The following is a 25,679-nucleotide window of genomic DNA, read 5'->3' as shown; positions in this document are numbered from 1 at the left end:
CGCCGCCGTCGGGGCCCGCCCCCACCTCGCCGAGAACGTGGCCGCCGGGGCACTGCGCCTCACGGCGGAGGAACTGCGCCGCCTGGACGCGGCCCACCGCGCGGCCGGTGAGGCCGGGCAGACCGGGCAGACCGGGCAGACCGGTCACGACGGCGAGGTCGGTCCAGGCGCTCGCGACGACAAGGCCGGTCAGGACGGGCGTGACGGCGCGGACTGATCCCGCCGCAGCGCCGCGCGGCCGGCGGACGCCGAGCCGCGCGGGGGAGAGTGGCGCGCGGGAGGTTTTACGTATAACCTCACCCGTCAACCCCTTCCGGAGAATCACTCCGGACCGCTCCGCGCCCGCCCGTGAAAGGTCCCGATGAGCCGCATCGCCCTGGTCACCCTCGTCGTCGACGACTACGACGAGGCGATCCGCTTCTACACCGGAGCGCTCGGCTTCCGGCTCGTCGAGGACGAGCCCCGCGCCGACGGCGCCCGCTGGGTCGTCGTGCGGCCGGGGGACCGCCAGGAGGGCGTGGGGCTGCTGCTCGCCCGCGCCAAGGACGACGCCCAGCGCGCCCGCGTCGGGGACCAGACCGGCGGTCGGGTCGGCTTCTTCCTGCACACCGAGGACTTCGCCGGCGACCACGCCCGCATGCTGGCCGCCGGCGTGACCTTCCTGGAGGAGCCCCGCCACGAGCCCTACGGCTCCGTCGCCGTCTTCCAGGACCTGTACGGGAACCGCTGGGACCTGCTCCAGCCGGCCACCGCCTGAGCACCGCCCGCCGAACCACTCGCCGAGGAACACGCACATGACCGCGCCCCGCATCGACACCGACACCCTCCGCCGGCTCCCCAAGGCCGTCCTGCACGACCACCTCGACGGCGGCCTGCGCCCCGCGACCGTCGTGGAACTCGCCGAGGCGGTCGACCACACCCTGCCCACCACCGACCCCGACGAGCTGGCCGCGTGGTACTTCGAGGCCGCCAACTCGGGCGACCTGGTGCGCTACATAGCCACCTTCGAGCACACCCTCGCCGTCATGCAGACCCCGGAGGGCCTGCTGCGCACCGCCGAGGAGTACGTCCTCGACCTCGCGGCGGACGGCGTCGTCTACGGCGAGGTCCGCTACGCCCCCGAGCTGATGCTGAACGGCGGACTGACGCTCCCCGAGGTCGTCGAGACGGTCCAGGAGGGCCTCGCGGCCGGCATGGCCAAGGCGGCGGCGGCCGGGACGCCGGTCCGGGTCGGCACGCTGCTGTGCGGCATGCGGATGTTCGACCGGGTGCGCGAGGCGGCGGACCTCGCGGTGGCCTTCCGTGACGCGGGCGTCGTCGGCTTCGACATCGCCGGCGCCGAGGACGGCTTCCCGCCCGCCGACCACCTCGCCGCCTTCGAGCACCTGCGCCGCGAGAACGTGCCCTTCACCATCCACGCGGGCGAGGCCCACGGCCTGCCCAGCATCCACCAGGCGCTCCAGGCGTGCGGCGCCCAGCGCATCGGCCACGGCGTCCGCATCACCGACGACATCGTGGACGGCAAGCTCGGCCGGCTCGCGGGCTGGGTGCGCGACCGCCGCATCGCGCTGGAGATGTGCCCGACCTCCAACCTCCAGACCGGCGCCGCCGCCTCGATCGCCGAGCACCCGATCACCGCCCTGAAGGACCTCGGCTTCCGCGTCACCCTCAACACGGACAACCGTCTGGTCTCCGGCACCACGATGACCCGCGAGATGGCCCTGCTGGTCCAGCACGCGGGCTGGGGCGCCGAGGACCTGCGCACGGTCACGGTCAACGCCCTCAAGAGCGCGTTCATCCCGTTCGACGAGCGCAACGCCCTCATCGAGGACGTCGTCCTGCCGGGCTACGCGTCCGCGCTCTGAAGGATCCCGCGGACGTAGGCGGCCTGTCCGACGTGCTGAAGATCGTCGGACAGGACGCTGACCAGCCGCACGCCCAGCGTGACCGGCGGATCCCAGCGTTCGTCCACGACGCGTTCCAGGTCCGCCGCGGTGAGCGCGCGCAGCGCCGTCAGGGTCTGCGCGTGCACCGCGTCGTGGTACCCGGTCAGCAGAGCTGCGTCCGGGACCTGCACCTTCGCCACCTGCGCGCTGCTGTGGCCGTACCCGGTGTCCTCGGGCGGCAGGTCCAGGCCGAACCGCTTCTCCCAGTCCTGGGCGAGCCACACCTGGTCGAGCCCGAAGGCGCCCGCGACATGGTCGTCCTGGACCCGGGTCAGATGCCACACCAGCCAGGCGACCGAGTTGGCCCCCGGGGCGGGCCGGGCGTCGAGGACGTCGGGTCCCAGGTCCCCGGCGGCCGCGTGGACCTCTTCCCGGATGCGGTCGAAGCCGTCGATGAGGATGTCCTTGGCATGCATACGTCCACCATCGCGCAGCGCGCGCTCATCCGCCTCCCGTTTCCAGCAGCCCCATCAGCGCCCTGGCCGCGGGGCTGGTCGCCCGGACGGGCGGCAGCAGGGCGACCGTCTCGTAGGCCGCGTCGCCCGTGCCCTCGAGGGCCAGGGCGGTGAGCGCCTCGCGCTTGTGCCGGAAATGGCGCGGCACGACCGCGACGCCCAGGTTCTCGTCCACCAGGTCCAGCAGGTCGTGCACGTCGTTGACCTCCAGCGCGACCGTGCGCCGCACCCCCGCCTCGGCGAACGCGGCGTCCGTGGCGCGCCGCGGCCCCCAGTCGGGATGGAAGTCGACGAACGCCTCGCCGGCCAGGTCCTGCGGCGTCACCGCAGCCGGCGCCCCGGCGAGCCGGTGGTCGGGATGGCACAGCACGTACATCGGCTCGGCGGCCAGCGGCACGCAGCGCAGCTGATCGGTGTCGGACTGGGTGCGGTAGGCGAACGCCAGGTCCAGGCGGCCGGCCGTCACCTCCTCGCCGAGGGCGCCCGAACCCGTCTGGCGCAGCCGGATCTCCACATCGGGGTGGCGCCGCCGGAACGCCGCGAGGAGCCCCGCCACGTGCACCCCGGCGATGCACTGCTCGGTGCCCACCGAGAGGGTGCCGCGGACCACGCCCTGGACGGCGGCCACCGCCTCGTGCGCCGCCCGCACCTGCGCCAGGACGCGCTCCGCCTCGGCCAGCAGCGCCCGGCCCGCCTCCGTCAGCGTCACCCTGCGGGTGGTCCGCACGAACAGGGGCGCGCGCAGCTCACGCTCCAGCGCCCGGATCGACGCCGACAGCCCCGACTGGGAGACCATCAGACGTTCGGCGGCACGGGTGAAATGCCGGTCCTCGGCGACGGCGACGAAGTGCTGGAGGTGGCGCAGTTCCATGATTGAGAAGCCTAGCCGCTGAATCGCATCGCATTCTTCTGTTGGACCACTGCCCGCGGGCGGGGTGAGAGTGGGAGGAGGTTCGGAGAAGATCGTCCCGGACCGGATCGTCGTGCCAACCCCCTGGAGTCGCGTTGTACACCGCACACCCCGACCGTTACGCGGACATGCCCTACCGGCGCACCGGACGCAGCGGCCTGAAGCTCCCCGCGCTGTCGCTCGGCCTGTGGCACAACTTCGGCCCGGACCGCCCGGTCGAGACCCAGCGGGCGATCCTGCGCCGCGCCTTCGACCTCGGCATCACCCACTTCGACCTGGCCAACAACTACGGCCCGCCGCCCGGCGCCGCCGAGTCCGCGCTCGGCTCCTTCCTCAGGAGCGACTTCGGGGCGTACCGCGACGAGCTGGTCATCTCCACCAAGGCCGGCTATCTGATGTGGCCCGGCCCGTACGGCGAGTGGGGCTCGCGCAAGTACGTGCTGTCCTCCCTCGACCAGAGCCTGTCGCGCATGGGCCTGGACTACGTGGACGTCTTCTACTCGCACCGCCCCGACCCGGAGACTCCCCTGGAGGAGACGATGGGCGCCCTGCACTCCGCGGTGCAGCAGGGCAAGGCGCTCTACGTCGGCGTCTCCAACTACTCGGCCGAGCAGACCCGGGAGGCGGCCCGCATCCTCGGCGACCTGGGCACCCCGCTGCTCATCCACCAGCCCCGCTACTCGATGCTGGACCGCCGTCCGGAGACCGAGGGCCTGCTCGACGCCCTGGACGAGCTCCAGGTCGGCTCGATCGTGTTCTCCCCGCTGGAGCAGGGCCTGCTGACCGGCCGCTACCTCAACGGCATCCCCGAGGACTCGCGGGCGGCGAGCGACAGCCCCTTCCTCAGCTCCGACGCGGTCACCGAGGAGCTGGTCGGCAGACTGCGCGCCCTCAACGCCATCGCCGAGTCGCGCGGCCAGTCCCTCGCCCAGCTCGCCCTGGCCTGGGTGCTGCGCGGCGGCCGGGTGACCTCCGCCCTCGTGGGCGCGAGCAGCGCCCGCCAGATCGAGGACAGCGTCGGCGCGCTCGACCGGCTCGACTTCGCGGACGAGGAACTGGCCCGCATCGACGCCGTGATCAACGGTTGATCTACGGGGTTGATCAACGGTTGATTCCCGGCTGCCACGGTTGATCTGCTGGTGATCCACGGCTGTCCGGCGGGGCGTTCGTGACGTCCGCGCGGGGCGGCGGCGAATTCGGCATTCAGCGTTCCGTTCTGCGGTCCGGTCCGCCGTTCCTTCCGCCGTCCTGCCCGTTGTGACGCCGGCGGTTTCCGCAGCCGCTCACGATCTCCTCCGCTCCCGGTGATCCCTTTTCGGGTGGGCCTCCGGGAGCGGGGGAATTGTTGTTTCGGCGTCTCGGCTTTCCGCCGGCACGCGGTCCAGGAATCCGAGGACGGCCGTGATCCGGCCCCACGCGTCGAGGGTGATGACGTCGGATCCGGCCACCGGCGCCACTCTGCGGCCGAGAGGCTCCGCCGTCCCCGCCCACCAGTTCCCAGGAGAACAGGGCTCATGGCCCACGGCGTCGGCGAGAGGGTCGGTGTACCCGGCGTCAGCCGCCCACGCTGCGTCGACAGCCTTGGCCAAAGCCTCGGGACGGCGGGTGTTCCATGCCGCGAAGCAGCGGGCGACGGCGTTTTCGTGGCGTGCGGTGTCCGCGGAGATGGTGGATCAGCCTCCGTCGAGGTCGTCGTCACTGGTCGGAACCGGGATCCGGCTCTGCGTCGATCCGGTCCCCCCGGCCTTCCCCGGGTCCGACGCGCGGGTCGATTGCCCGACGGGTGATGACAGCGCTCACCGACCGGTGCCGCATTCCGGCCACGATCGAGGGGGAATATGCCAAGAGACTGGCCAAAAAGACATGGTGACAGTGTTTCAGCAGTGAACATACTCGAACGTCAGGGAACCGTTCCGTCATAGGAGCCGCACGGAAAGCGAGGCACCGCCGGCAAACGAGCACCGGGGGAGAGGGACGTGCACGACGAATTCCTGTGCCATGTCACCGCGTACGGCGTCTGCGACGGCCGCCGCATCGGCGTACCGCTCGGCACCTACCGGGCTCCGACGCTGGCTCTCGCCCTGTGGTGGCTGCGGGACCGGGCGTCCTGGATGGCCGAACGGCTCGATCCGCAGCCGGACGACGGGCACGTCCCGCGGGGCGCGCTCGTCCCGGTCGCCGACACCGTGCGCGACGTGCCCGCACTGCTGCGAGCCTGGTGCGCCGACCCGGACCGGCAGGAGCAGGTGGGCGACGAGCTGGCGGGCGGCCGGCTGGTGCGCATCGCAGTCAGCGACGACACCACCGAATACGAACTGCTCGCCGAGTCGGTCGACGCGCTGCGCATGCAGCGGACCCTGCCGGCGCTCGTCCTCCCCGTCGGCTGACCGGCCCGGCGCCGCGCCCCCGAGCCGGGCACGGGCCACCCGGGCCGACCGGGCGGCCCGAGTGGCCCGCCGCGGTCGCGGACAGGATGTGAGGCACTCCATGGTCGTTGCGTGCGGGAGGTGATAAATGAGGGGGACTGCACCACGCGACTCGGGGTACGAGCACTGGTGCACAGCAGCGTCCGGCACGTCCGGCCTCGTAGAGAGAAACGCATGATCGAGCACATCGAGCACCTGGACGGGGCAGTGATACCGATTGGTTTCGATGTACCCGTGGAACCGCTCAGGCGGGCTGCGCACTACACCGGCGAGCCTGGCTGCATAGCCGAGGCCCGCGCGTTCGCCTCCCACTTCGTGGAGCAGCTGCGGACCGAGTGGTGTGCCACGGCCGGCGACCGGGTGGTCGGCGAGGTCATGCTCGTGGTCAGCGAACTGGTCACCAACGCCGACCGGCACAGCAACGGGCCCTACATCCTGGAACTGGAGGGCACGGACTCCTCCGTCACGGTCTGCGTGTACGACAGCAGCGACGCGCTCCCCATGCGGTACCCCAAGGACCCCGAGCGGATCGGCCGGCACGGTCTGGAGATCGTGCACGCCGTGGCCGCGGAGGTCACCGCCGAGCGCGTCCCGGTCGGCAAGCGCGTCCGCGCGGTGCTGAAGCTCGAAGCCTAGTCAGGCCGGTGGGGCGGCCCCGCCCCACACCGGTCCACTCCAGCAGATCCACTCCCGCACGCCGCGCCGCGGCATGCCGACGAACCTGTGCTCGTCGCCCTCGCAGACCTGGCCCTCGCCGCCCCGGACCCCGTCGGGGCCGTTTTCGCCGAGCGGGCCCTTGTCGAGCAGGTACCGCTCGTCGAGCGGACCCCGTGCAGGTCAGGTCGGCGTCTTCCAGAAAACGGCTGATGGCGCTTCCCCGGCGCTCAGTACGGCGGTCGTGGCCGTCGGGCCGGACACGGCCGCCGTCACGCCGTCAGGCGCAGCCCATCTCGCCCAGCATGCCCTCGCGCAACCGGGCGATGATCCGCTTGATCAGGCGGGAGACGTGCATCTGGGAGCAGCCCAGCCGCTCGCCGATCTCCGCCTGGGTGGCCTCCTCCACGAACCGCATGTGGATGATCTGCCGGTCGCGCTCGCTCAGCTCGGCCATGAGGGGGGCCAGCGAGTGGTAGTCCTCGACGAGGCGCAGTCCCTCTTCCTCCACGCCGATGAAGTCGGCGAGGACCGACTCGCCGTTCTCCGGGCCGTCGCCGGTGAGCGCGGCGTCGAGGGAGGAGGAGTTGTAGCCGTTGGCGGCGATCTGGGCCTCGACGACCTGGGCCTCGGCGATGTTCATCAGCGTGGCCAGCTCGGCCACCGTGGGCTCCCGGTCGAGGCGGCTGGCCAGCTCTTCGCGCGCCTTGGCCAGCTCGACGCGCAGCTCCTGGAGCCGGCGCGGCACGTGGACCGCCCACGTCGTGTCCCGGAAGAACCGCTTGATCTCGCCGACGATGTAGGGGACCGCGAACGACGTGAACTCGACCTCGCGGGCCACCTCGAACCGGTCGATGGCCTTGATCAGGCCGATCATCCCGGTCTGGACGATGTCGTCCATGTCGTCCCCGCGGCCCCGGAAACGGCCGGCCGCGAACCGCACCAGCGACATGTTCATCTCGATGAGCGTGTTGCGCGCGTACTGGTATTCGTGCGTGCCCTCTTCGAGCACCGCGAGTCGCTGGAAGAACTGCCGGGACAGTTCGCGGGCGTCGCGCGGGGCGATGCTGCGGGGCTCCTCGATGCCCGGCAGCGGCGCGCCGTCCGTGCTCGCACCGGCGCCGCCCTCGACGACCTCTGCCTCCGACCGGTTCACGGCGGTCTGCATGGTCTCTCCCTCGACAGTCACGGTTCGACGTCTGTTGCTCTCGGTCCGTGAGCGAACACCCGTGTGCACGCCCGTTCAGGTGGCGGGTACCCGCTCCTCGCGGACCCATGCACGCGGACGGGGGCGAATTCGGGGCGGGAGACCACCCCCGTGGATCTCCCGCCCAGGCCCGGCGGACTCCCGCCCCAGGCCCGGCGGATCTCCCGCGCCGGGGCCCGGCGGATTCCACCGAGGGCGCAACACCGCACCCTTGCGGGACCCACCGGCCCTCCTAGGCTTGAGAGGTGAGCAATCAAGAGGTGAGCAGCCGCCGACCGGACCGCGCACGGGTGATCCCGTTGCGCCCGCCCTCCGCCCGGCCACACGTCCCGGCCTCCGCGCCCGCCCCCGTTCCGGCCGCCTCCCGGCCCGCCGTCCGGGAGCCCCTGTGGCGGGACCTGATCGGGGACGTCCTGCGCCGCGAGCGCCAGGCGCAGGAGCGCACGCTCAAGGACGTCGCCGACGCCGCCCGCATCTCCCTGCCCTACCTCTCGGAGGTCGAGCGCGGCCGCAAGGAAGCCTCCTCGGAGGTCCTCGCGGCCGCCGCCCAGGCCCTCGGCCTGAGCCTGGGCGACCTGCTGACCCGGGCCCAGGGCGAGCTGATCAGGCTCGCCGGCCGGCATCCCGTGCGAAGCCGCACGACGCCCGCCTCCTCGCACGACGGGCTCTGCCTGGCCGCCTGACGCGTTCCCGGGGCCGGCGTCTCACACCTTGGCGAGACGCCGGCTCACCACCTCGTCGGCGAGCCCGTAGGCCACCGCCTCCTCGGCGGTGAACACCTTGTCGCGGTCCATGTCGGCGCGCAGCGTCGTGATGTCGTGGCGGGTGTGCCGGGCCAGCACCTCCTCCACCTGGGCGCGGATGCGGACCATCTCCTTGGCCTGCAACGCCAGGTCCGACACCGTGCCCTGCCGCCCGCCGCTCGCGGGCTGCCCGAGCAGCACGCGCGCGTGCTCCAGCACGAACCGCCGGCCTGGGTCCCCGCCCGCGAGCAGCACGGCCGCCGTCGAGGCCGCCTGCCCGACGCAGAACGTCGAGATCGGGGCCTGCACGTACGTCATCGTGTCGTAGATCGCCATCAGCGAGGTGAACGAGCCGCCGGGGGAGTTGAGGTAGATCGCGATCTCGCTCTCCGGGGCCGACGACTCCAGATGGAGCAGTTGCGCGATGACGACGTTGGCGACGCCGTCGTCGATCTCCGTGCCGATGAAGATGATCCGCTCGGACAGCAGCCGGCTGAACACGTCGTAGGACCGTTCGCCCTGCGGGGTGCGCTCGACGACGTTCGGAATCGTGTAGGTCCCCATGTCACAGCCCCATCCGTCGCTTGGAGGCGGTGGGCTGGACGTCCGCGAGGGACTCCACGACCCGGTCCACCATGCCGTACTCCCTGGCCTGCTCGGCCGTGAACCAGCGGTCGCGGTCCCCGTCGCGGGAGATGGTCTCCGGGGACTGGCCGGTGTGCTCGGCGGTGATCCGCTCGATGGTCCGCTTGGTGAACTCCAGGTTCTCGGCCTGGATCTCGATGTCCGCGGTGGTGCCGCCGATCCCGGCCGACGGCTGGTGCATCATGACCCGCGCGTTGGGCAGCGCGTACCGCTTGCCGGGCGCGCCGACGCTCAGCAGGAACTGGCCCATGCTGGCCGCGAACCCCATGGCGAGGGTCGAGACGTCGTTGGGGATCAGCTGCATCGTGTCGTAGATCGCCAGCCCGGCGTGCACCGATCCGCCCGGACTGTTGATGTACAGGCTGATGTCGGTACGCGGGTCCTCGGCCGACAGGATCAGCAGCTGGGAGCAGACCCGGTTCGCGGAGACCTCGTCGACCTGGGTGCCGAGCAGGACGATGCGTCGTCCGAGCAACTGGGCGGCCAGCTGGTCGTCGAACCGGGTGGGCGCCGTGTCGCCCTCCTCGGCCCGGGGGGCGAACGTGGTGAGTGGAGTCATCGGTTCTCCTCGTCGTGGCGCGGATGCCGTCGGCTCCACTGTCGACCGGGAACCGGGCCCGGAGGCCGTTTCTCTGCCCGCGGCAGATTCGCTGCGGGCAGAGCCCCCGCCCGCGCCGCCCGCAGGCGTTGCGCCGAGGGCCGGGGAGAACGCGCCCCGGCCGTCGACCGATGAGTTTTCGGGCCTGCCGGAGTCGACACCCCAGACCGGACACCCCAGACCGGACAACCCAGACCGACCGCGTCACACGCCCAGGAGGTATTCGATGACCACCGACGGATTCACCACGTGTCTCTGGTTCGACGGCCAGGCCGAGGAAGCCGCCCACTACTACGTCTCGATCTTCAAGAACTCCTCGATCGGCAGCATCGGCCGCTACAACGAGGCCGGTCCCGGCCCGGCCGGCTCCGTGCTGGCCGTGGAGTTCACGGCCAACGGACAGAAGTTCGTCGGGATCAACGGCGGCCCGCAGTTCACCTTCAGCGAGGCGATCTCCTTCCAGATCCACTGCGCGGACCAGGAGGAGGTCGACCACTACTGGGCCAAGCTCACCGAGAACGGCGGCGAGCCCGGCCCGTGCGGCTGGCTGAAGGACCGGTACGGCCTGTCCTGGCAGGTCGTCCCGGACGGGGTGATCGAGATGATCAGCGACCCCGACCCCGAGAAGGCCGCCCGCACCACCCGGGCGATGTACGCCATGGGCAAGCTCGACGTCGCCGCCCTGCGCAGGGCCTACGAGGGCGCCGAACAGCCGGGCGCGTAGGGCGCGTCGGCCGTTCGGGCCTCGGCCAGGATCTCGCGGATCACATGCCGGGAGTTCTCCGCGAGCGCCGGGTTGGTCTCCCAGTAGTACGGCAGCTGGATGAGCGAGATCGACAGCGCCCAGCCCCGGCCGCGCGCCCACTCGGCGTCGTCCGCGCCCACGGCCGCGCGGAACGCGCCGCGCGCCGGGGCGGGCAGCAGGTTCCACGCGACGATCAGATCGACGGCCGGGTCGCCGACGCCGGCGACGCCGAAGTCGATCACCGCGCTGAGCCGCCCGTCCCGGACCAGCACGTTCCCGGGGGAGAGGTCCCCGTGGGCCCACACGGGCGGCCCCGCGTGCCCGGGCGTCCGCAGCGCCTCCTCCCACAGGGCGGTGACCGCGTCGACGTCGATCCGTCCGGTGAGCCGGGCGAGGGCGTCGCGGGTCGGCCCGTCCCGCTCGGCCAGGGGAACGCCCCGGCTGTTGGGCGGCCCGCCCCGCGCGTCGATCCCGCGCAGCGCGGTGACGAACGCCGCCAGTTCCGCCGCCAGCGTCAGCGGCCGGTCCAGGGCGCCCGCGACCGGGTTGCGGCCGTCCAGCCAGCGGTAGACCGACCACGGCCAGGCGAACCCCTCTCCCGGGCCGCCCCGCGCGAGCGGCTGCGGCGCGGCCACCGGCAGCGCGGGCCCGAGCCGGGTCAGCCACTGCTGCTCGTGTCCCACGCTCTCGACCGCGCCGGGATGGCGGGGCAGTCGCACCACCTTGTCGTCGCCCAGCCGGAACATCGCGTTCTCCGTGCCGGAGGAGGCCAGCCGCCGCACGGGCAGCCCGGCCCAGCGCGGGAACTGGGCGGCGACGAGCCGGCTCACCAGTTCGGAGTCGAGGTCGACCTCGTCCGGACGCATCTTCTTCACAGCGGCGCACACGCACCCCATTGGACGAGTCCGGCCGACCCGCCGTCCAGCGAATTCACGGCCCGGCCCCGCCCGCGCCCGCCCCCGTCGCCCGCCGGCGCCCGTCGGCGGCCCGTGTGCTCGACGCGCGGGCCGGGGGCCGGATGGCTAGCGTGAGAACCCGGACCGGCCCCGCCGCACCCCGCCGTCGGCCGCGCGGCATCCCCGTCCTGTCTCCACCGCACCGTTCCGTGTCCGTCTCATCAGGAGGGCCGTCGTGATGGCCGTACGACCAGAGGGGGCCCCTTGCTGGGCCGACGCGATGTTCAGCGACGTGGAGGGCGCCAAGAGGTTCTACGGCGACGTCCTCGGCTGGACCTTCGGCGAGGCGACGTCGGAGTACGGGAACTACACCCAGGCCTACGTCGACGGCAAGGCGGTGGCCGCCGTCGTCCCGCCGATGCCCGGTCAGGAAGGGCAGTCCCAGTGGTGCCTGTACCTCGCCTCCCCGGACGCCGCCGCGACCGCGGCCAGGATCCGTGAGCACGGCGGCGAGGTGCTGATGGAGCCGATGCAGGTCGGCGAGTTCGGCACGATGTGCCTGGGCCGCGAACCGGGCGGCGCGGTGTTCGGGGTGTGGCAGGCGGGCGTCCACGAGGGCTTCGAGGCCCCGCCCGAGCAGCCCGGCGCGTTCTGCTGGGCCGAGGTCTTCACCCGCGAGCCCGAGAAGACGGACGCGTTCCTCCCGGCCGTCTTCCCGTACAAGGCCAAGCAGATGCGGGACGACGCCGTCGACTTCCGCATGTTCGAGATCGGCGGCGACACCGTGCTCGGCCGCATGCGGATGGGGGAGGAGTTCCCGCCCGAGGTGCCGCCGTACGTCAACGTCTACTTCACCGTCGACGACTGCGACGAAGCGGTGGCGCGGGCCGCCCGGCAGGGCGGTGTGCTGCGGTTCGGCCCCATGGACACGCCGTTCGGCCGGTTCGCGGCCCTCAGCGACCCGCAGGGCGCGAACTTCTCGGTGATCGACGTGACCAGGACGGCCGGGGAGATGCCGCAGGCCGACGAGGTGCCGTGACCCCACGGCCGGCGGACCGTACACCCCGGCCGCGCGGCCGGGGCCGTCGAGGGCCCATGGCATGATCGTGCGCATGCGTGAACGAGTGGTGGCCGCGTGCGACGGGGCCTCGAAGGGGAACCCGGGTCCGGCGGCCTGGGCGTGGGTGGTCGCGGACGACGCCGAGGCGCCGGCCCGCTGGGAGGCGGGCCCGCTCGGCAGAGCCACCAACAACGTCGCCGAACTCACCGCGCTGGAACGCCTCCTGGCGGCTACCGACCCGGCCGTGCCGCTGGAGGTCCGCATGGACTCCCAGTACGCCATGAAGGCCGTCACCACCTGGCTGCCCGGCTGGAAGCGCAACGGCTGGAAGACGTCCGCGGGCAAGCCGGTCGCCAACCAGGAACTGGTGGTGCGCATCGACGGGCTGCTCGACGGGCGCTCGGTCGACTTCCGCTACGTGCCCGCCCACCAGGTCGACGGCGACCCGCTCAACGACTTCGCCGACCGCGCCGCCAGCCAGGCCGCGATCGTCCAGGAGCCGGCCGGCAGCGAGCTGGGTTCCCCCGAGCCGCCCGCCTCGCCGGACACCCCGAAGTCGTCCGGACCCAAGAACGGCCGCCCCGCCGGGAACACGTCGTCCCGGCGGAGCGGCGGTTCGTCCTCGCGCACGATCAAGGCCAAGTTCCCGGGCCGCTGTCAGTGCGGCCGCCCCTACGCGGCGGGCGAGGACATCGCCAAGAACGCGCAGGGCTGGGGACACCCGGAGTGCCGTACGGCGGACGCCGGTTGAGCGTGCGCGCGGCCGTCACCGCACTGCACTGCACCGCACCGCGCCGGCCGCCGGTCGCCGGACCGCGGTCCTCGATGAAACTCCGGACACGGTGAGCACGCCGCCGGCCGGGGGCGGCGGTCAGCGGGCGGAGGCGGGGGACGGCCGGTCCGCGTCGAGGGCGTCGAAGGTGTAGAACGCCGTGTGGTCGAGCAGGTCCGCCGGGGCGGTGTCGTTCCACGGCTTCATCGTCTCGTGCAGGTCGACGACGTCCGGCGTCGCGCCGTTCGGCACGTAGGCGGATCCCGGGTGCCGGCGCTGCCACTGGGCCCACAGCCTGTCGATGAAGGCGTGGTGCAGCCAGAACACCGGGTCGTTGGGGGAGACCCCGGTGGCCATCTGGCCGCCGACCCACACATGGACCCGGTTGTGCAGATTGACCCCGCGCCAGCCCTCCAGATGGTTGCGGAAGCCGTCGGAGGCGCTGTTCCAGGGCGCCATGTCGTACGTCGGCATCGCCAGCACCGAGTCGACCTCGGACCGGGTCGGCAGCTCGCGCACCCCCGCCCCCAGCGCGCGCCGCAGATAAGTGCGCCCGTCCACCCGCACGTTGATGGGCCAGCGGCCCGCCGAGGCGGCGAACGGACCGTCCATCACCTGCCCGTCCCGGCTGCGTCCGCTGCCGCCGAGGAAGTCGGGCGCCCACAGCGACGAGCGGGGCGAACGGTCGGTGGACCAGTCCCAGTAGGGCAGCGCCACCGACGCGTCCACGGACTGAAGCGCCCGCTCGAACTCCAGCAGGAATCTGCGGTGCCAGGGCAGGAACGACGGTGAACGGTGGCCGGTGCGCTCGCCGTTGTCGGTGTCGCCGAGGATGAACGCGTTGTGGGTGGTGACGAAGGCGTCGTAGCGGCCGTTGCGCTTGAGTTCGAGGAGGGCGTCGACGAAACGCCGCTTCTCGTCGGAGGTCAGGGACGCCTGGTTCTTGCGGACGGTCATGGTGCGGAGCTCCAAGAGTGCGGGAGAGGAGGGCGGACGGCGCCGGGTCAGCCGGCCGGGAACGGTTCGAGCCGGGCGCCCTGCAACTCGTCGACCGCGGCGCGGGCGGCGGCCCTCGGCGTGGAGACCGGGTCGTAGTGGCTGACCACGCTGATCCAGGAGCCGTCGGCGTTGCGCATCACGTGCAGCTCCACCCCGTCGACGTACACGGCGTAGCCGCCGCCGTGGTGGTGCCCGCCCCCGGTGGCGGGCCGGCCCTGTATGCGGCGGCCCCGGTAGACCTCGTCGAAGGACTCGGGGGAGCCGTGGGACCCGTGGGGGTCGTGGGAGCCGCCGTGGGAGTCGTGGTGCGGCTCGGCGGCGCGGGCGGCGGTGGCGGCGGCGAACGGGGCACCGGCGACGACGGCCGCCGCGGTGAGTGCGCGACGACGGCTGAGTTCCGGCATGCGGGACCTCCTGGAGTGCGTTCGGTTGACGACTCCGCATGCCTATCTGCGGCGTGGAGAGGCGGGGAAATCGCCTCCGGCCGGTTGGCCGCGATCCGGACAATCGATTACATGTCGTACAGTGTTGAACGAAGATGATCTTGTCCCGCGACGGTCCCGATCGCGGCGGAAGGGGCAATTCCTTCGTGCCGGGACCCCGCTTTCGGTGGACTTTCGCGCGGCCCCGCTCCGCCGGTGGTGTGGCTCACGTGCGAAAAGTGGCGCGATCGGACGCGAGGGGCGACAAGCGCCCGGCTCCCGCACTGCTACCCTGCGTCGTCAATCCACCACGAACGGTAACCCCTGGGGGTGCGCGTGAAGGTCGCCTGTGTCGGCGGCGGGCCCGCCGGCCTGTATCTCTCGATCCTGCTCAAGCTTCAGGACCCGTCCCACGACGTCACCGTCCACGAACGCGACCCGGAGGGCTCGACCTACGGCTGGGGCGTCACCTACTGGCAGGGACTGCTCGACAAACTCCGCGCCTGCGACCCGGAGTCGGCGGAGGCGATCGAGAAGCACTCCGTCCGCTGGAACGAAGGCGTCGCCCACGTACGGGACCTGGCCACCCGTCAGCCCGGCGACGAAGGGCACGGCATCGGCCGCCACCGGCTGCTGGAACTGCTCGCCGCCCGCGCCCGCGCCCTCGGCGTCCGCCTGGAGTACGAGAGCGAGATCACCGCGGACGACCTCCCGGACGCCGATCTGGTCGTGGCGGGCGACGGCGTCCACAGCGCCCTTCGCTCCCGTTACGCGCAGGACTTCGGCGCCGCCCTCACACCGGGCCGCAACCGCTACGTCTGGCTCGGCACGAGCAAGGTCTTCGACTCCTTCACGTTCGCCTTCGTCGAGACCGAGCACGGCTGGATCTGGTGCTACGGCTACCCGTTCAGTGCCGAGCAGAGCACCTGCGTCATCGAGTGCGCGCCCGAGACCCTGGCCGGACTCGGCCTCGACCGGGCGAGCGAGGCCGACAGCCTCGCCGCACTGGAGAAGCACTTCGCGCACATCCTCGACGGCCACCCCCTCGTCGGCCGCGCCGCCTCCGACGGCGGCTCCCCCTGGCTGACCTTCCGCACCCTCACCAACCGCACCTGGCGCCGGGACCGCCTCGTCCTCCTCGGCGACGCCGCCCACACCACGCACTACTCGATCGGCGCCGGCACCACCCTCGCCCTGGAGGACGCCATCGCCCTGGCCGAGGCGCTCCGCGAAAGTCCCGACCTGCCGCGCGCACTGGCCCACTACGAAGGCGAGCGCCGCTCCGCGCTGCTCTCCCCGCAGAGCGCCGCCCGCTACAGCGCGCAGTGGTACGAGAACCTGACCCGCTACATCGACCTGCCCCCGGAGCAGATGTTCGCGCTGCTCGGCCAGCGCCACTCGCCCCTGCTGCCCTATGTGCCGCCCCAGCTGTACTACCGGCTCGACCGGGCGGCCGGACGGCTGGAGACGCTGCGCCGGTTCAAGCGCTGGCTGGGGCCGAAGCTGGCACGCGGCGCGCACGCACGCGCGCTCAGCTCCCGCGAATGACCGTCCCGGCCCTCCTGGCCCTCCTGGCCGTCCCGGTCCTCGCGGACCGACGGAGCGCCCTTGGGTGAATGGGAATTCACTGCTACGGTGAATTCCCATTCACCTCGGTCACGTGTGCCCGCGGCCCCGCAGCCAAACGTTCGCGTGCTCGCGTGTGCACCGTGACCGGTCGTCGCACCGGCCGCTGGAGTGTCCATGGCGTCGCACGCTCCGATATCCGCCCCGGCCGGGGAGCCCGGCGGCCTGCGGGCCCGGCTCACCATCCCGGTCCTGGCGTACTGCGGCATCCTCATGGCGGTCATGCAGACCGTCGTCGTCCCGCTGCTTCCCGACCTGCCCCGGCTGACCGGAGCCTCCGCGGGCGCCGTCTCCTGGATGGTCACCGCCTCGCTGCTGTCCGGCGCGGTCCTCACCCCCGTCCTCGGCCGGGCCGGCGACATGTACGGCAAGCGCCGGGTGCTGCTCCTGTCGTTCGCCCTGATGACCGCCGGCTCGGTGATCTGCGCCCTCACCTCCGACATCGGCATCCTGATCGCGGCGCGCGCCCTCCAGGGCGCCGCGTCCTCCGTCGTCCCGCTGTCCATCAGCATCCTGCGCGACGAACTGCCTCCGCACCGGCGCGGCTCCGCCGTGGCCCTGATGAGCTCCACCGTCGGCATCGGCGCCGCGCTGGGGCTGCCCGCGGCCGCCGTGGTCGTGCAGTACGCGAACTGGCACGTCATGTTCTGGGTGACCGCCGCCCTGGGAGCGACCGGCGTCGCTCTGATCCGGTGGGCGGTGCCCGAGTCGCCCGTCCGCGAGCCCGGCCGGTTCGACGTCACCGGCGCGCTGGCACTGGCCGCCGGGCTGATCTGCCTCCTCCTCGCCGTGTCCCAGGGCGGCCAGTGGGGCTGGACGAGCGCCCGGGTCCTCGGCCTCTTCCTGTGCTCGGCCGTCGTCCTCGCCCTGTGGAGCCGGCAGCAGCTGCGCGCGCCGCGGCCGCTGGTCGACCTGCGCCTGGTGTCCCGGCCCAGGGTCGGCCTGTCCCACCTGGCCGCGCTCCTGACCGGCTTCGCCTTCTACGCCAACTCGCTGGTCACCGCCCAGCTCGTACAGGCCCCGAAGGCGAGCGGGTACGGACTCGGGCTGTCCATCGTCCAGACCGGGCTGTGCCTGCTGCCCGGCGGCATCACCATGCTGCTCTTCTCACCGGTCTCGGCCCGCATCTCCGAGGCCCGCGGCCCGCGCGTCACCCTCGCCCTGGGCGCCGCCGTCATCGCCTCCGGCTACGCGCTGCGCGTCGCCGACAGCCGCGAACTGTGGATGATCATGGTGGGGGCGACCGTCGTCGCCACCGGGACCACCCTCGCCTACTCGGCGCTGCCCGCGCTCATCCTGCGCGCCGTCCCGCCCGGACAGACCGCCTCGGCGAACGGCGTGAACGTCCTGATGCGCACCATCGGCCAGGCGGTCTCCAGCGCGGCCGTCGCCGCCGTGCTCGTGCACCACACCGGCCTCGTCGGCGGACGGCCCGTGCCGACGCTGCACGGCTATCTGGTGGCCTTCGCCGTGGCGGGCGCGGTGGCGCTCGCGGCCTGCGCCATGGCGCTCACCATCCCCGGCGACTCCGCCCCGGACGACCCGCCGCCCGCCCGGAGCCGCCCCCGGCCGGTGAGCGACGGGGCCACCGGGGGAGCATGAGCGCCGTGAGCACCCCACCGGACGCCCCCGGCCCCGGCGCCGCGCAGCCCCCGGGCCGGCGCGACGCCGAGGCCACCAAAGCGGCCATCCTGCACGCCGCCCGGCACCTCCTCGCCCGACAGGCGCACGCCGACCTCACCCTCAAGGCGGTCGCCGAGCGCGCCGGAGTGAGCGCACCGCTGGTGGTGAAGTACTTCGGCAACAAGGACGCCCTCTTCGCCCGCGTCATGTCCTTCGAGGAGGACGCCCGCGCCCTGCTCGACGCCCCGCCGGCCGAGCTGGGCCGGCACATGGTCCGCCACGTGCTGGTCAGTCAGCGCGAACGCGGCGCCGACCCCGTGCTGCGCATCGCCTTCGCGCCCCTGCACGGCGAGCACGGCGACGTCCTGCGCGCCAACTTCCGCGCCCAGGTCACCGAGCGGCTCGCCGCCCGCCTCACCGGCCCTGACCCGGCCGTGCGCGCGGAACTCGCCGTCGCCGCGCTGCTCGGCCTCGGCGTGATGTTCGGCATCGCACGCGGCGCCGCCCTGCGGGCGATGCCGGTCGAGGACGTCGTCGACCGGTACGGGCCCACCGTGCAGGCGCACCTCGACGGCCCCGCCCCGCGGCCCCCGTCCGAGCCGGCCGGGAAGTGAGCCGCACCCGCGGCGGCCGCGGGAGGGTGGCCGGGGCCGCGTCCCCGGGCACCGGATGACAGACTGACGCCATGGACGAGCGCGAATTCGGTAGGTCTGGTCAGCACGCATCCGTCGTCGGTCTCGGCACCTGGCAGCTGGGCGCGGACTGGGGTGACGTCGACGACAAGGAGGCACTGGCGGTCCTGGAGGCGGCGGCCGAGTCGGGAGTCACCTTCTTCGACACCGCCGACGTCTACGGCGACGGCCGCAGCGAGCAGACCATCGCCGCCTTCCTCAGCGGCCGCCCCGACCTGCACGTGCTGGTCGCCACCAAGATGGGCCGCCGGGTCGACCAGATCCCCGAGAACTACGTGCTCGACAACTTCCGCGCCTGGAACGACCGTTCCCGCCGCAACCTCGGCGTCGACCGGATCGACCTGGTCCAGCTGCACTGCCCGCCGACCCCCGTCTACTCCTCCGACGAGGTGTTCGACGCCCTCGACACGCTCGTCGAGGAGGAGCGCATCGCGCACTATGGCGTCAGCGTGGAGACCTGCGCCGAGGCCCTCACCGCGATCGCCCGGCCCGGCGTGGCGAGCGTGCAGATCATCCTCAACCCCTTCCGTCTGAAGCCCCTGTACGAGGTGCTCCCGGCGGCCCGCGCGGCCGGCGTCGGCATCATCGCCCGCGTCCCGCTCGCCTCCGGCCTGCTCTCCGGCAAGTACACGGCCGACACCGTGTTCCCGGAGAACGACCACCGCGCCTACAACCGGCACGGCGAGGCCTTCGACCAGGGCGAGACGTTCTCCGGCGTCGACTACACGACCGGCGTCGAGGCCGCCGTCGAGTTCGCGGCCCTGGCCCCCGACGGGTACACCCCGGCCCAGCTCGCCCTGCGCTGGATCGTCCAGCAGCCCGGCGTGACCACGGTGATCCCGGGCGCCCGCTCGCCGGAGCAGGCCCGCGCCAACGCGGCCGCCGCCCGACTGCCCGAACTCTCCGAGCAGACCCTCGCGGCCGTGCGCGACCTCTACGACCGGCGCATCAAGGACCAGGTCGAGGGACGCTGGTAGACGAACGCGGCGGCGACCTGCGAAAACCGCCGTTCACGGGGTACTCGCGAGGACGAGGGGGTCGAGGGACCACCCGGAATCGGGAGGACGGCAAAAGTGACGGACACGGGGACGGACGCCGAGCGGCGCACGGGGCGCAACGAGACCCAGGAGGAGAGAGCCGACCGGATGTGGGTGGAGCTCCTCCAGGAGATCCGCGTCGCCCAGACGGGCGTACAGATCCTCTTCGGCTTTCTGCTGACCGTCGTCTTCACCCCGCGCTACGCGGACCTGCAGGACGTGGACAAGGTCATCTACATCGTGACCGTGGTCCTGGGGGCGTGTGCGACCGGCGCCCTCATCGGCCCGGTGTCGCTGCACCGGCTCGTCTCGGGGCGGCGGGTCAAACCGCAGACGGTGCAGGTGGCGTCCAGGATGACCCTCGTCGGTCTGATCCTGCTGCTCGCCACCATGACCGCGTCGCTGCTGCTGATCCTGCGCGTGGCCACCCACGACGCCTTCGTGCCCTGGCTCGTCGCGGGCGTGGTCTCGTGGTACGGGCTGTGCTGGTTCGTGGTGCCCCTGTGGACCCGGCGCCGCTACACCACGAACTGAACCGGACGACGGCCCGGAGCCGGGCCGGGCTCCGGAGCGCGGCCGCGGCAGCGCACCCGGGGCCGGCCCGGGCGGGTCATCCGGTTTCGGGTGCGTCGCCGCGGGCCCCGCGCAGCGCGGCGATGCAGGTGCCGATCGCCTGCTGGAGCTCTTCCAGCCGCTGCACCATGTCGTCCTCGTAGAACTCCCGCGTGTCGACGTCGTCGAAGGTGAGCTCCTCGAAGACCCTGGTCGCCCGTTGCAGGCCGCTGTAGAACTTCGTGCGCCGTTCCTGGACGCGCAGGCCGGGATCGGCCTCGACGGTCTCCACGACCAGTGACTTCATGGTGTCGTAGGCCTCGCTCGCCCACTCGCCGGCGTCCTCGTCGTCGTCCAGTTCGTCGAGCAGGGACAGATGCCGCTCGGCCTCCTGGCGCACCTCGACGGGCGCGTCCACGGTCTGGCCCGCGGGAGTCCTGATCATGCCCGACTCGGCGATCTGCCGGACGTACCCGATCCGGTCGGCCGAGCGGCTCTCGCTCGCCACGGCCTTCTTCAGGTCGTCGGTGCGCACCACGTCCCGCGCCAGCTCCGTCTGGAGGTCCGGGTCCTCCCGCACGCGGTCCAGGAGGGCGGCGCGGGCCGCGCGGGCGGTCGAGGGGTCCGCCAGGATCGCGGCGCGCAGCGCGGTGGGGTTCTCCGCGACCTCCAGCGCCTTCGTCGGGCGGATGCCCTCGGCCTCGGCGGCCTGCGCGATCGCGGCGCCGCGCTCGGAGGCGGCGCCGGAACGCGAGACGTAGTAGCCGAGCCACACGTCGGCGTCCGGCAGCTCCACCTCCTGGCCCGGCGCCAGCTCCTCGAAGTGCGGGACCAGACCGTCGTCGGCGGCCCGGTCCCACGCCTTGTAGTAGCGCATGACGCGCTCGGGGGAGCAGCCCGCCAGTTCCGCGAACTCCCTCGCCGACACCTTGGGCGTCTCGCCGGCGCCCTGTCCGCCGGGCCGGACGCTGCGCGCCACCATCAGGCCGAAGGCCCATCCGCCGGTGCGCGCGTAGACGCCGAACTCGCGCGCGTCGCGCGCCACGAGGTCCGACAGGGGCGCGGAAAGCGGCTCGCGCGGCGTCTCGGCGGACACCTCGACGGGTGTCTCGGGCGCCTCGGGCGTCAGGGTCGTCTGGGGCAGGTCGGGCGCCAGGGTCACGGATGACTCTCCTCTGCGGGCTGCGGGCTGCGGGCTGCGGGGGACGGGCGGGCCGGCACCGTGGGAGTGCCGGCCCGCAGCCTATATGGACGCCTTGGCGACGCTTTGCCCGACCCGCCTGCCGTACGTGCGGCTCCTCGTCTGCCCGCTGCCGGCCCGTGGCCCTCAGCCGAACGCCTTGCGCAGGGCGGGCAGCAGGGTCTTCTCCGACCAGTCGAGGTAGGCCGGCTGCGAGTCGCCGCCGATCTGCACCAGGGCGATCTCCGTGAAGCCGGCCTCGGCGTAGGGGCGCACGGCCTCGACGAAGTCGTCCGGGTCGTCGCCGCAGGGGATCGACGAGGCGACGTCGTCGGGGGTCACGAACTGGGTCGCCGCGTCGAAGGAGTCGGGGTGGGGCAGTTCGGAGTTCACCTTCCACCCGCTGCCGAACCAGCGGAACTGGTCGTGCGCCCGCTTCACCGCGGCCTCCCGGTCGGCGTCGTGGCACACGGGAAGCTGGCCCACGCGCGGCTTGCCCGTGCCGCCGTGCCGGTCGAAGGACTCCAGCAGGTCCGGCTTCGGCTCGGTGGCGATCACCAGGTCGGCCAGCCGGCCGGCGAGCTTGCAGGAGCGCTCGCCGGAGACGGCGATCCCGATCGGCGGCGGCTCGTCGGGAAGGTCCCACAGCCGGGCCGAGTCCACGTCGAAGTGGGTGCCGTGCCGGGTGACATGAGCGCCCTCGAACAGGTCCCGGATGATCCCGACGGCCTCCTCGAGCATCTCGTGCCGTACGTCCACCGAGGGCCAGCCGCCGCCCACCACGTGCTCGTTGAGGTTCTCCCCGGAGCCCAGCCCCAGCCGGAACCGCCCCTCCGACAGCAGTTGCATCGTCGCGGCCTTCTGCGCCACCACCGCGGGGTGGTAGCGGAACGTCGGACACGTCACGTACGTCATCAGGGGAATGCGTGACGTGGCCTGGGCGGCGGCTCCGAGCACACTCCACGCGTAGGAGGAGTGCCCCTGGGAGCGCAGCCACGGGAAGTAGTGGTCCGACGTCACCGAGAAGTCGAAGCCCGCCTCCTCGGCCCGCACCACGTGGTCGACCAGGTCACGAGGGCCGGCCTGCTCGGTCATCATCGTGTATCCGATTCGCACCATGGGGTCCGAGTCCCCGGCCGCCGCCAGGGGAAACGGACCGTAGGGGGCCGGAAAACCCGTCGATCACCGGGCCCGGGCCGGGCAGGATGCGGACATGAGCGCCCATCCCCCGTCCCACGGCACCCGCCCCCCGTCCCCCCTGCCGTCCGGCACCCCGTCCGCCGAGGGCGTCGACGCTCTCGGCGTCCTCGCCTTCCTCGACGCCGTCGAGGCGGCCGAGGCCGTGGAGCCGCACAGCCTGATGATCCTGCGGCACGGCCGGCTCGTCGCCTCCGGCTGGTGGGAGCCGTACGCCTCCGACCGGCTGCACCTGCTGTACTCGCTCAGCAAGAGCTTCACGTCCACGGCCGCCGGCTTCGCCGTCGCGGAGGGGCTGATCGGCCTCGACGACCCGGTCGTCTCGTACTTCCCGGAGTTCGAGGCGGAGATCACCGACCCGCGCAGCCGGGCCGTGCTGGTGCGCCACGTGGCCGCGATGGCGAGCGGGCACGAGGAGGAGACGTACGACCGGGCGCACGCCCTCGACCGCGACGACCTCGTACGGGGCTTCCTGCTGCTGCCGCCCGAACGCGATCCGGGAAGCGTCTTCGCCTACAACCAGCCCGCCACCTACGCGCTCGCCGCGATCGTGCAGCGGGTGACCGGGCAGTCGCTCACCGCGTATCTGCGGCCGCGCCTGCTCGACCCGCTCGGCGTCGGCGAGGTGGCCTGGCTGACGGACCGGTCCGGGCGTGAACTCGGCTTCAGCGGACTGCACGGCACGACCGACACGATCGCCCGGCTGGGTCAGCTCTGGCTGGACGAGGGCACGTGGCAGGGGGAGCGGCTGCTGTCACGGGAGTGGGTCGTCGAGGCCACCCGCGTGCACGTGCCGACGGCTCCCGGGCTTCCGGCGGACGCGGACCGGATGGACTGGGAGCGCGGCTACGGCTTCCAGTTCTGGCGATCCCGGCACGGTTACCGGGGCGACGGCGCCTACGGACAGTTCTGCCTGGTCCTGCCCGAGCACGACGCCGTGATCGCGACCACCGCGGCGACCCGCGACATGCAGGCGCTGCTCACCCTCGTCTGGGAGCGTCTGCTGCCCGCGTTCGCGCCGGGGCCGCTGACCGGCCGCGAGGAGGCCGACGCGGCTCTCGCCGGGCGGCTGACCCGGCTCGCGCTGCCCCCGGCCGAGGGCGAGCCGGAGCCGCCGCGGGACGCGGCCGACTGGGCGGGCGCCGCGTTCGCCCCCGCCGGCGGGATCTGCGCCGACCAGCCGGGACTGACCGGCGTCACGGTCGCCGACGGGGCCGACGGCTGGACGCTGAGCCTCGCCGAGAAGCAGGGCGACCTCAGGCTGGAGCTGCCCTCCGCCGGCGGCTGGCTGGTGAGCGAGGAACCGGTGCCCACCGCGGTCGGCGGCGGATGGACGGACGCCGGCACGCTCAGCGCGCACATCGTCTTCCTGGAGACGCCGCACCGCCTGCGGGTGACCTGCTCCCTCGCCACGCGGACCTTCACCGCCCGCTGGGACACGACGCCCCTGCACGGCGGCGGCCTGCGCTCGATGCGGGCGCCGCGAGACGCGTCCCGATCGCGAGACGCGTCCCGGTCAGGCCGCTGAGCCGGGCCGGAAGGTCCTCAGGAACGTGTCGAGGGCCTGCCGGTCGGCCGTGGTGTCCCAGTCCTCGGCGGGAGTCGTCCAGCGCAGCGAGAAGCTGCGGCCCCCGCCGAGGAGGAATCCGCGGCCGAACGTCCGCTGCTGCCCGCCGTCGGCGTCGAAGACCCACTCCATGTCGGCGGCCCGGTATCCCTGGTAGGTCGTCGCCCTGATCGCGCCGATCCGCCGGAAACCGTCGGCCTTCCTCAGGTTCGGCTCGACGTCGTCGCGCCAGACGGCGACCGGGTCGGGGCCGGCGCTCTCGCTGTAGGTCACCGCGAGGGTGCGCGGATCGCCGGACGCGCCGAAGGTGACGCGGTAGGCGTGGCCGGCGCCGCGCGCGGTCTCCAGTCGCTTCCATCCCGCGGGCAGGGCGACGGAGAAGCCCTCGGGCGCCCGGTAGACCCGGAAGCCCCGGGGGAGGGCGGTCGCGGCGGCGGAGGGCGGGGCGGCCGGTGAGGCGCTCGCGGACGGCCGGACCGGCGCGGCCGGACTCGCTGCCGTCGGCGGCGGACTCGGCGGGGCGGTCGTCGGCGAGGGGGCGGGCGCGGGGGAGCCTCTGTCGCCGCCGTCGTCGTCGGGCGCCGCGGCGGACGCGGACTGCCGGGCCTGCGTCCCGCCCGCCGAGGCGTCGTCGGAGTCGGGCAGCTGGTGGGTCACGACGAGGGCGGCGACCGCCACGGTGACGACGGCCAGCGCGGTCCCGGCCGCCATGGCCCGCCCGCTCCACTGCGGGCCGACCTGCCGCGCCGCGGCGCACACGCGCCGCAGCCGCGGTGCGGGCAGGGCGACGTGCGGGTCGTCGTCCAGCACCCGGGTGAGGGACTGGCGCACGACCGTGCGGGTCAGCCGCTCCCGGGAGTCCTTGCGCAGCAGCCCCTGCACGGTCGCGGTGAGGGGGCCGGCCCGCAGGGGAGCGCGCAGCGGCAGCCGGTCGACGCCCTTCAGCGTGGCCTCGGGCCGGTCCCGGTCCCGGTACGGCGGCCTTCCCTCGACCATCGTGTAGAGGATCGCGCCCAGCGCCCACAGATCCGCCGCGGGGCCGATGCGCTCGTCGCGGGCCTGCTCGGGAGAGGCGTACGACGGCGCGGCCACGCGCGGGGCGAGCGTCGCGCCCGCCAGCCCGAACCCGGTGAGCACGAGGGGGCCCTGGCTGCGCAGGAACACCTGACCGGGGCTCAGTTCGCCGTGGGTGATGCCCTCGCCGTGCGCGGCCTCCAGGACGTCCAGCAGTTGCAGTCCGATCGCCGCCGCCCGGGCCGGGCCGAACGCGCCCTTCTGCTCCATGACCTGGCTGAGCGGCAGGCCGTCGATCCACTCGGTGACCGTCCACAGGGAGCCCGCCTCCTCGACGGCGTCGACGACCGAGGCGATCCGGCCCGGACACAGCCGTGCCATCGTCTCCGACATGCCCAGCACCCGGTCGGCCGCCTGGCGCGCCTTCTCCTCGCCCTGGTCTGCCGGCAGCCCGATCCTGGTGACCAGGCAGGGCCGGGCGGCCCCGGTCTCCTCCACGTACTCGCCGTACCAGCTGACGCGGTTCGTCTCCCGGTGGACGACGTCGAGCAGCCGGTACCTCCCGGCGACCAACTCGTGCGTGGAGACGTGCGTCTTGACCATGGTCATCCCTCGCTGAACCGCTGGTACTCACCTTGCCCAGTGGTACGCCCGGCGCGCGGGGGTGCGTTCAACGGGCGCGCAACTCCGGCTCATTCCTGTCTTTCATTCAA

At 73.0% G+C, this 25,679-nt stretch carries 28 protein-coding genes; 16 read left to right on the top strand and 12 right to left on the bottom strand.

The features are described from left to right. The first annotated feature begins 37 nt into the window (after window positions 1-37). The 3 genes from OG802_RS02290 to OG802_RS02280 all read left to right on the top strand — a co-directional run bounded on the left by OG802_RS02290 (window position 38) and on the right by OG802_RS02280 (window position 1,865). Window positions 38-217, top strand: a complete 180-nt coding sequence (locus OG802_RS02290) for a hypothetical protein (RefSeq protein WP_443055168.1) — start codon at window positions 38-40, stop codon at window positions 215-217. Between the two features lie 144 nt (window positions 218-361). Next, window positions 362-757, top strand: coding sequence for a VOC family protein (locus OG802_RS02285; RefSeq protein WP_329406618.1), 396 nt, complete (start codon window positions 362-364; stop codon window positions 755-757). Between the two features lie 37 nt (window positions 758-794). Further along, entirely contained in the window at window positions 795-1,865 is a 1,071-nt protein-coding gene (locus OG802_RS02280) for an adenosine deaminase (protein ID WP_329406617.1), read from the top strand. Here the strand turns inward: OG802_RS02280 and OG802_RS02275 are convergent. Together OG802_RS02275 and OG802_RS02270 are read right to left on the bottom strand one after the other, a co-directional pair. Then, entirely contained in the window at window positions 1,847-2,362 is a 516-nt protein-coding gene (locus OG802_RS02275) for a mycothiol transferase (RefSeq protein WP_329406615.1), read from the bottom strand. The genes OG802_RS02280 and OG802_RS02275 overlap by 19 nt on opposite strands. Before the next feature lie 25 nt (window positions 2,363-2,387). Continuing rightward, window positions 2,388-3,272: a LysR family transcriptional regulator gene (locus tag OG802_RS02270; protein WP_329406612.1), complete on the bottom strand. Its 885-nt coding sequence runs from the start codon at window positions 3,270-3,272 to the stop codon at window positions 2,388-2,390. A 134-nt stretch (window positions 3,273-3,406) separates the two neighbouring features. Here OG802_RS02270 and mgrA point away from each other — a divergent pair, with 134 nt between their 5' ends. Then, window positions 3,407-4,399 carry an L-glyceraldehyde 3-phosphate reductase gene (gene mgrA / locus OG802_RS02265; RefSeq protein WP_329406610.1) on the top strand — a complete coding sequence of 331 codons (993 nt, stop codon included), beginning with the start codon at window positions 3,407-3,409 and terminating at the stop codon, window positions 4,397-4,399. Window positions 4,400-4,594: 195 nt separating this feature from the next. On the opposite strand, the gene OG802_RS02260 is transcribed toward mgrA, so the two are convergent. Further along, window positions 4,595-4,978 (bottom strand): nuclear transport factor 2 family protein, encoded by a 384-nt coding sequence (locus OG802_RS02260; RefSeq protein WP_443055432.1) that lies wholly within the window; start codon window positions 4,976-4,978, stop codon window positions 4,595-4,597. A gap of 309 nt (window positions 4,979-5,287) precedes the next feature. Here OG802_RS02260 and OG802_RS02255 point away from each other — a divergent pair, with 309 nt between their 5' ends. Next, the gene (locus tag OG802_RS02255; protein ID WP_329406607.1) at window positions 5,288-5,698 is read left to right on the top strand and encodes a hypothetical protein; all 411 of its coding nucleotides are present in this window, start codon (window positions 5,288-5,290) and stop codon (window positions 5,696-5,698) included. Window positions 5,699-5,911: 213 nt separating this feature from the next. After that, a complete protein-coding gene (locus OG802_RS02250) occupies window positions 5,912-6,373 on the top strand; it encodes an ATP-binding protein (protein WP_329406606.1) in 462 nt (153 codons plus the stop codon). A gap of 298 nt (window positions 6,374-6,671) precedes the next feature. Here OG802_RS02250 and OG802_RS02245 read toward each other — a convergent pair whose 3' ends face one another. Beyond that, window positions 6,672-7,559: an RNA polymerase sigma factor SigF gene (locus OG802_RS02245; RefSeq protein WP_329406605.1), complete on the bottom strand. Its 888-nt coding sequence runs from the start codon at window positions 7,557-7,559 to the stop codon at window positions 6,672-6,674. Window positions 7,560-7,858: 299 nt separating this feature from the next. Between OG802_RS02245 and OG802_RS02240 the strand changes: the two genes are divergently transcribed. Next, on the top strand, window positions 7,859-8,281 hold the full coding sequence (locus tag OG802_RS02240) for a helix-turn-helix domain-containing protein (protein ID WP_329416908.1): 423 nt from the start codon (window positions 7,859-7,861) through the stop codon (window positions 8,279-8,281). A gap of 21 nt (window positions 8,282-8,302) precedes the next feature. Here the strand turns inward: OG802_RS02240 and OG802_RS02235 are convergent, their stop codons facing one another. Further along, window positions 8,303-8,905: a ClpP family protease gene (locus tag OG802_RS02235; RefSeq protein WP_329406603.1), complete on the bottom strand. Its 603-nt coding sequence runs from the start codon at window positions 8,903-8,905 to the stop codon at window positions 8,303-8,305. A gap of 1 nt (window position 8,906) precedes the next feature. Continuing rightward, window positions 8,907-9,545, bottom strand: a complete 639-nt coding sequence (locus tag OG802_RS02230) for an ATP-dependent Clp protease proteolytic subunit (RefSeq protein WP_329406602.1) — start codon at window positions 9,543-9,545, stop codon at window positions 8,907-8,909. Window positions 9,546-9,810: 265 nt separating this feature from the next. Here OG802_RS02230 and OG802_RS02225 point away from each other — a divergent pair, with 265 nt between their 5' ends. Beyond that, window positions 9,811-10,308, top strand: coding sequence for a VOC family protein (locus OG802_RS02225; protein ID WP_329406601.1), 498 nt, complete (start codon window positions 9,811-9,813; stop codon window positions 10,306-10,308). Here the strand turns inward: OG802_RS02225 and OG802_RS02220 are convergent. Continuing rightward, on the bottom strand, window positions 10,278-11,225 hold the full coding sequence (locus tag OG802_RS02220; RefSeq protein WP_329406600.1) for an aminoglycoside phosphotransferase family protein: 948 nt from the start codon (window positions 11,223-11,225) through the stop codon (window positions 10,278-10,280). The genes OG802_RS02225 and OG802_RS02220 overlap by 31 nt on opposite strands. Window positions 11,226-11,463: 238 nt before the next feature. Between OG802_RS02220 and OG802_RS02215 the strand changes: the two genes are divergently transcribed. Then, entirely contained in the window at window positions 11,464-12,264 is an 801-nt protein-coding gene (locus tag OG802_RS02215; protein ID WP_329406598.1) for a VOC family protein, read from the top strand. A 61-nt stretch (window positions 12,265-12,325) separates the two neighbouring features. Further along, the gene (locus tag OG802_RS02210; protein ID WP_329406597.1) at window positions 12,326-13,036 is read left to right on the top strand and encodes a ribonuclease H family protein; all 711 of its coding nucleotides are present in this window, start codon (window positions 12,326-12,328) and stop codon (window positions 13,034-13,036) included. Window positions 13,037-13,156: 120 nt separating this feature from the next. Here the strand turns inward: OG802_RS02210 and melC2 are convergent, their stop codons facing one another. After that, window positions 13,157-14,014 (bottom strand): tyrosinase MelC2, encoded by an 858-nt coding sequence (melC2, locus tag OG802_RS02205; protein ID WP_329406596.1) that lies wholly within the window; start codon window positions 14,012-14,014, stop codon window positions 13,157-13,159. A 47-nt stretch (window positions 14,015-14,061) separates the two neighbouring features. Further along, complete coding sequence (melC1, locus tag OG802_RS02200) at window positions 14,062-14,460, bottom strand: apotyrosinase chaperone MelC1 (RefSeq protein ID WP_329406595.1); 399 nt, start codon at window positions 14,458-14,460, stop codon at window positions 14,062-14,064. A 354-nt stretch (window positions 14,461-14,814) separates the two neighbouring features. Between melC1 and OG802_RS02195 the strand changes: the two genes are divergently transcribed. From OG802_RS02195 to OG802_RS02175, 5 genes are all read left to right on the top strand, one after another. Further along, window positions 14,815-16,026, top strand: coding sequence for an FAD-dependent monooxygenase (locus OG802_RS02195; RefSeq protein ID WP_329416907.1), 1,212 nt, complete (start codon window positions 14,815-14,817; stop codon window positions 16,024-16,026). A 195-nt stretch (window positions 16,027-16,221) separates the two neighbouring features. Continuing rightward, window positions 16,222-17,706 (top strand): MFS transporter, encoded by a 1,485-nt coding sequence (locus OG802_RS02190; RefSeq protein ID WP_329406594.1) that lies wholly within the window; start codon window positions 16,222-16,224, stop codon window positions 17,704-17,706. Continuing rightward, complete coding sequence (locus tag OG802_RS02185; RefSeq protein WP_329406593.1) at window positions 17,703-18,341, top strand: TetR/AcrR family transcriptional regulator; 639 nt, start codon at window positions 17,703-17,705, stop codon at window positions 18,339-18,341. Before OG802_RS02190 ends, OG802_RS02185 begins: the two co-directional genes overlap by 4 nt. 71 nt (window positions 18,342-18,412) lie before the next feature. Beyond that, the gene (locus OG802_RS02180) at window positions 18,413-19,396 is read left to right on the top strand and encodes an aldo/keto reductase (protein ID WP_329406591.1); all 984 of its coding nucleotides are present in this window, start codon (window positions 18,413-18,415) and stop codon (window positions 19,394-19,396) included. 168 nt (window positions 19,397-19,564) lie between these two features. Then, complete coding sequence (locus OG802_RS02175; RefSeq protein ID WP_329416905.1) at window positions 19,565-19,990, top strand: DUF6328 family protein; 426 nt, start codon at window positions 19,565-19,567, stop codon at window positions 19,988-19,990. A gap of 76 nt (window positions 19,991-20,066) precedes the next feature. Here OG802_RS02175 and OG802_RS02170 read toward each other — a convergent pair whose 3' ends face one another. Both OG802_RS02170 and OG802_RS02165 read right to left on the bottom strand, forming a co-directional pair. Beyond that, a complete protein-coding gene (locus OG802_RS02170; RefSeq protein ID WP_443055431.1) occupies window positions 20,067-21,137 on the bottom strand; it encodes a hypothetical protein in 1,071 nt (356 codons plus the stop codon). A gap of 198 nt (window positions 21,138-21,335) precedes the next feature. Then, a complete protein-coding gene (locus tag OG802_RS02165) occupies window positions 21,336-22,307 on the bottom strand; it encodes an LLM class F420-dependent oxidoreductase (protein ID WP_329406589.1) in 972 nt (323 codons plus the stop codon). A 94-nt stretch (window positions 22,308-22,401) separates the two neighbouring features. Between OG802_RS02165 and OG802_RS02160 the strand changes: the two genes are divergently transcribed. Beyond that, complete coding sequence (locus tag OG802_RS02160) at window positions 22,402-23,913, top strand: serine hydrolase domain-containing protein (RefSeq protein WP_329406588.1); 1,512 nt, start codon at window positions 22,402-22,404, stop codon at window positions 23,911-23,913. On the opposite strand, the gene OG802_RS02155 is transcribed toward OG802_RS02160, so the two are convergent. Then, entirely contained in the window at window positions 23,902-25,575 is a 1,674-nt protein-coding gene (locus tag OG802_RS02155; protein ID WP_329406586.1) for a serine/threonine-protein kinase, read from the bottom strand. The two genes, OG802_RS02160 and OG802_RS02155, sit on opposite strands and share 12 nt — an antisense overlap. Window positions 25,576-25,679 lie beyond the last annotated feature (104 nt).

The organism is Streptomyces sp. NBC_00704 (assembly GCF_036226605.1).
GTDB lineage: Bacteria > Actinomycetota > Actinomycetes > Streptomycetales > Streptomycetaceae > Streptomyces.
This window is presented reverse-complemented; position numbering and strand designations above follow the sequence as displayed.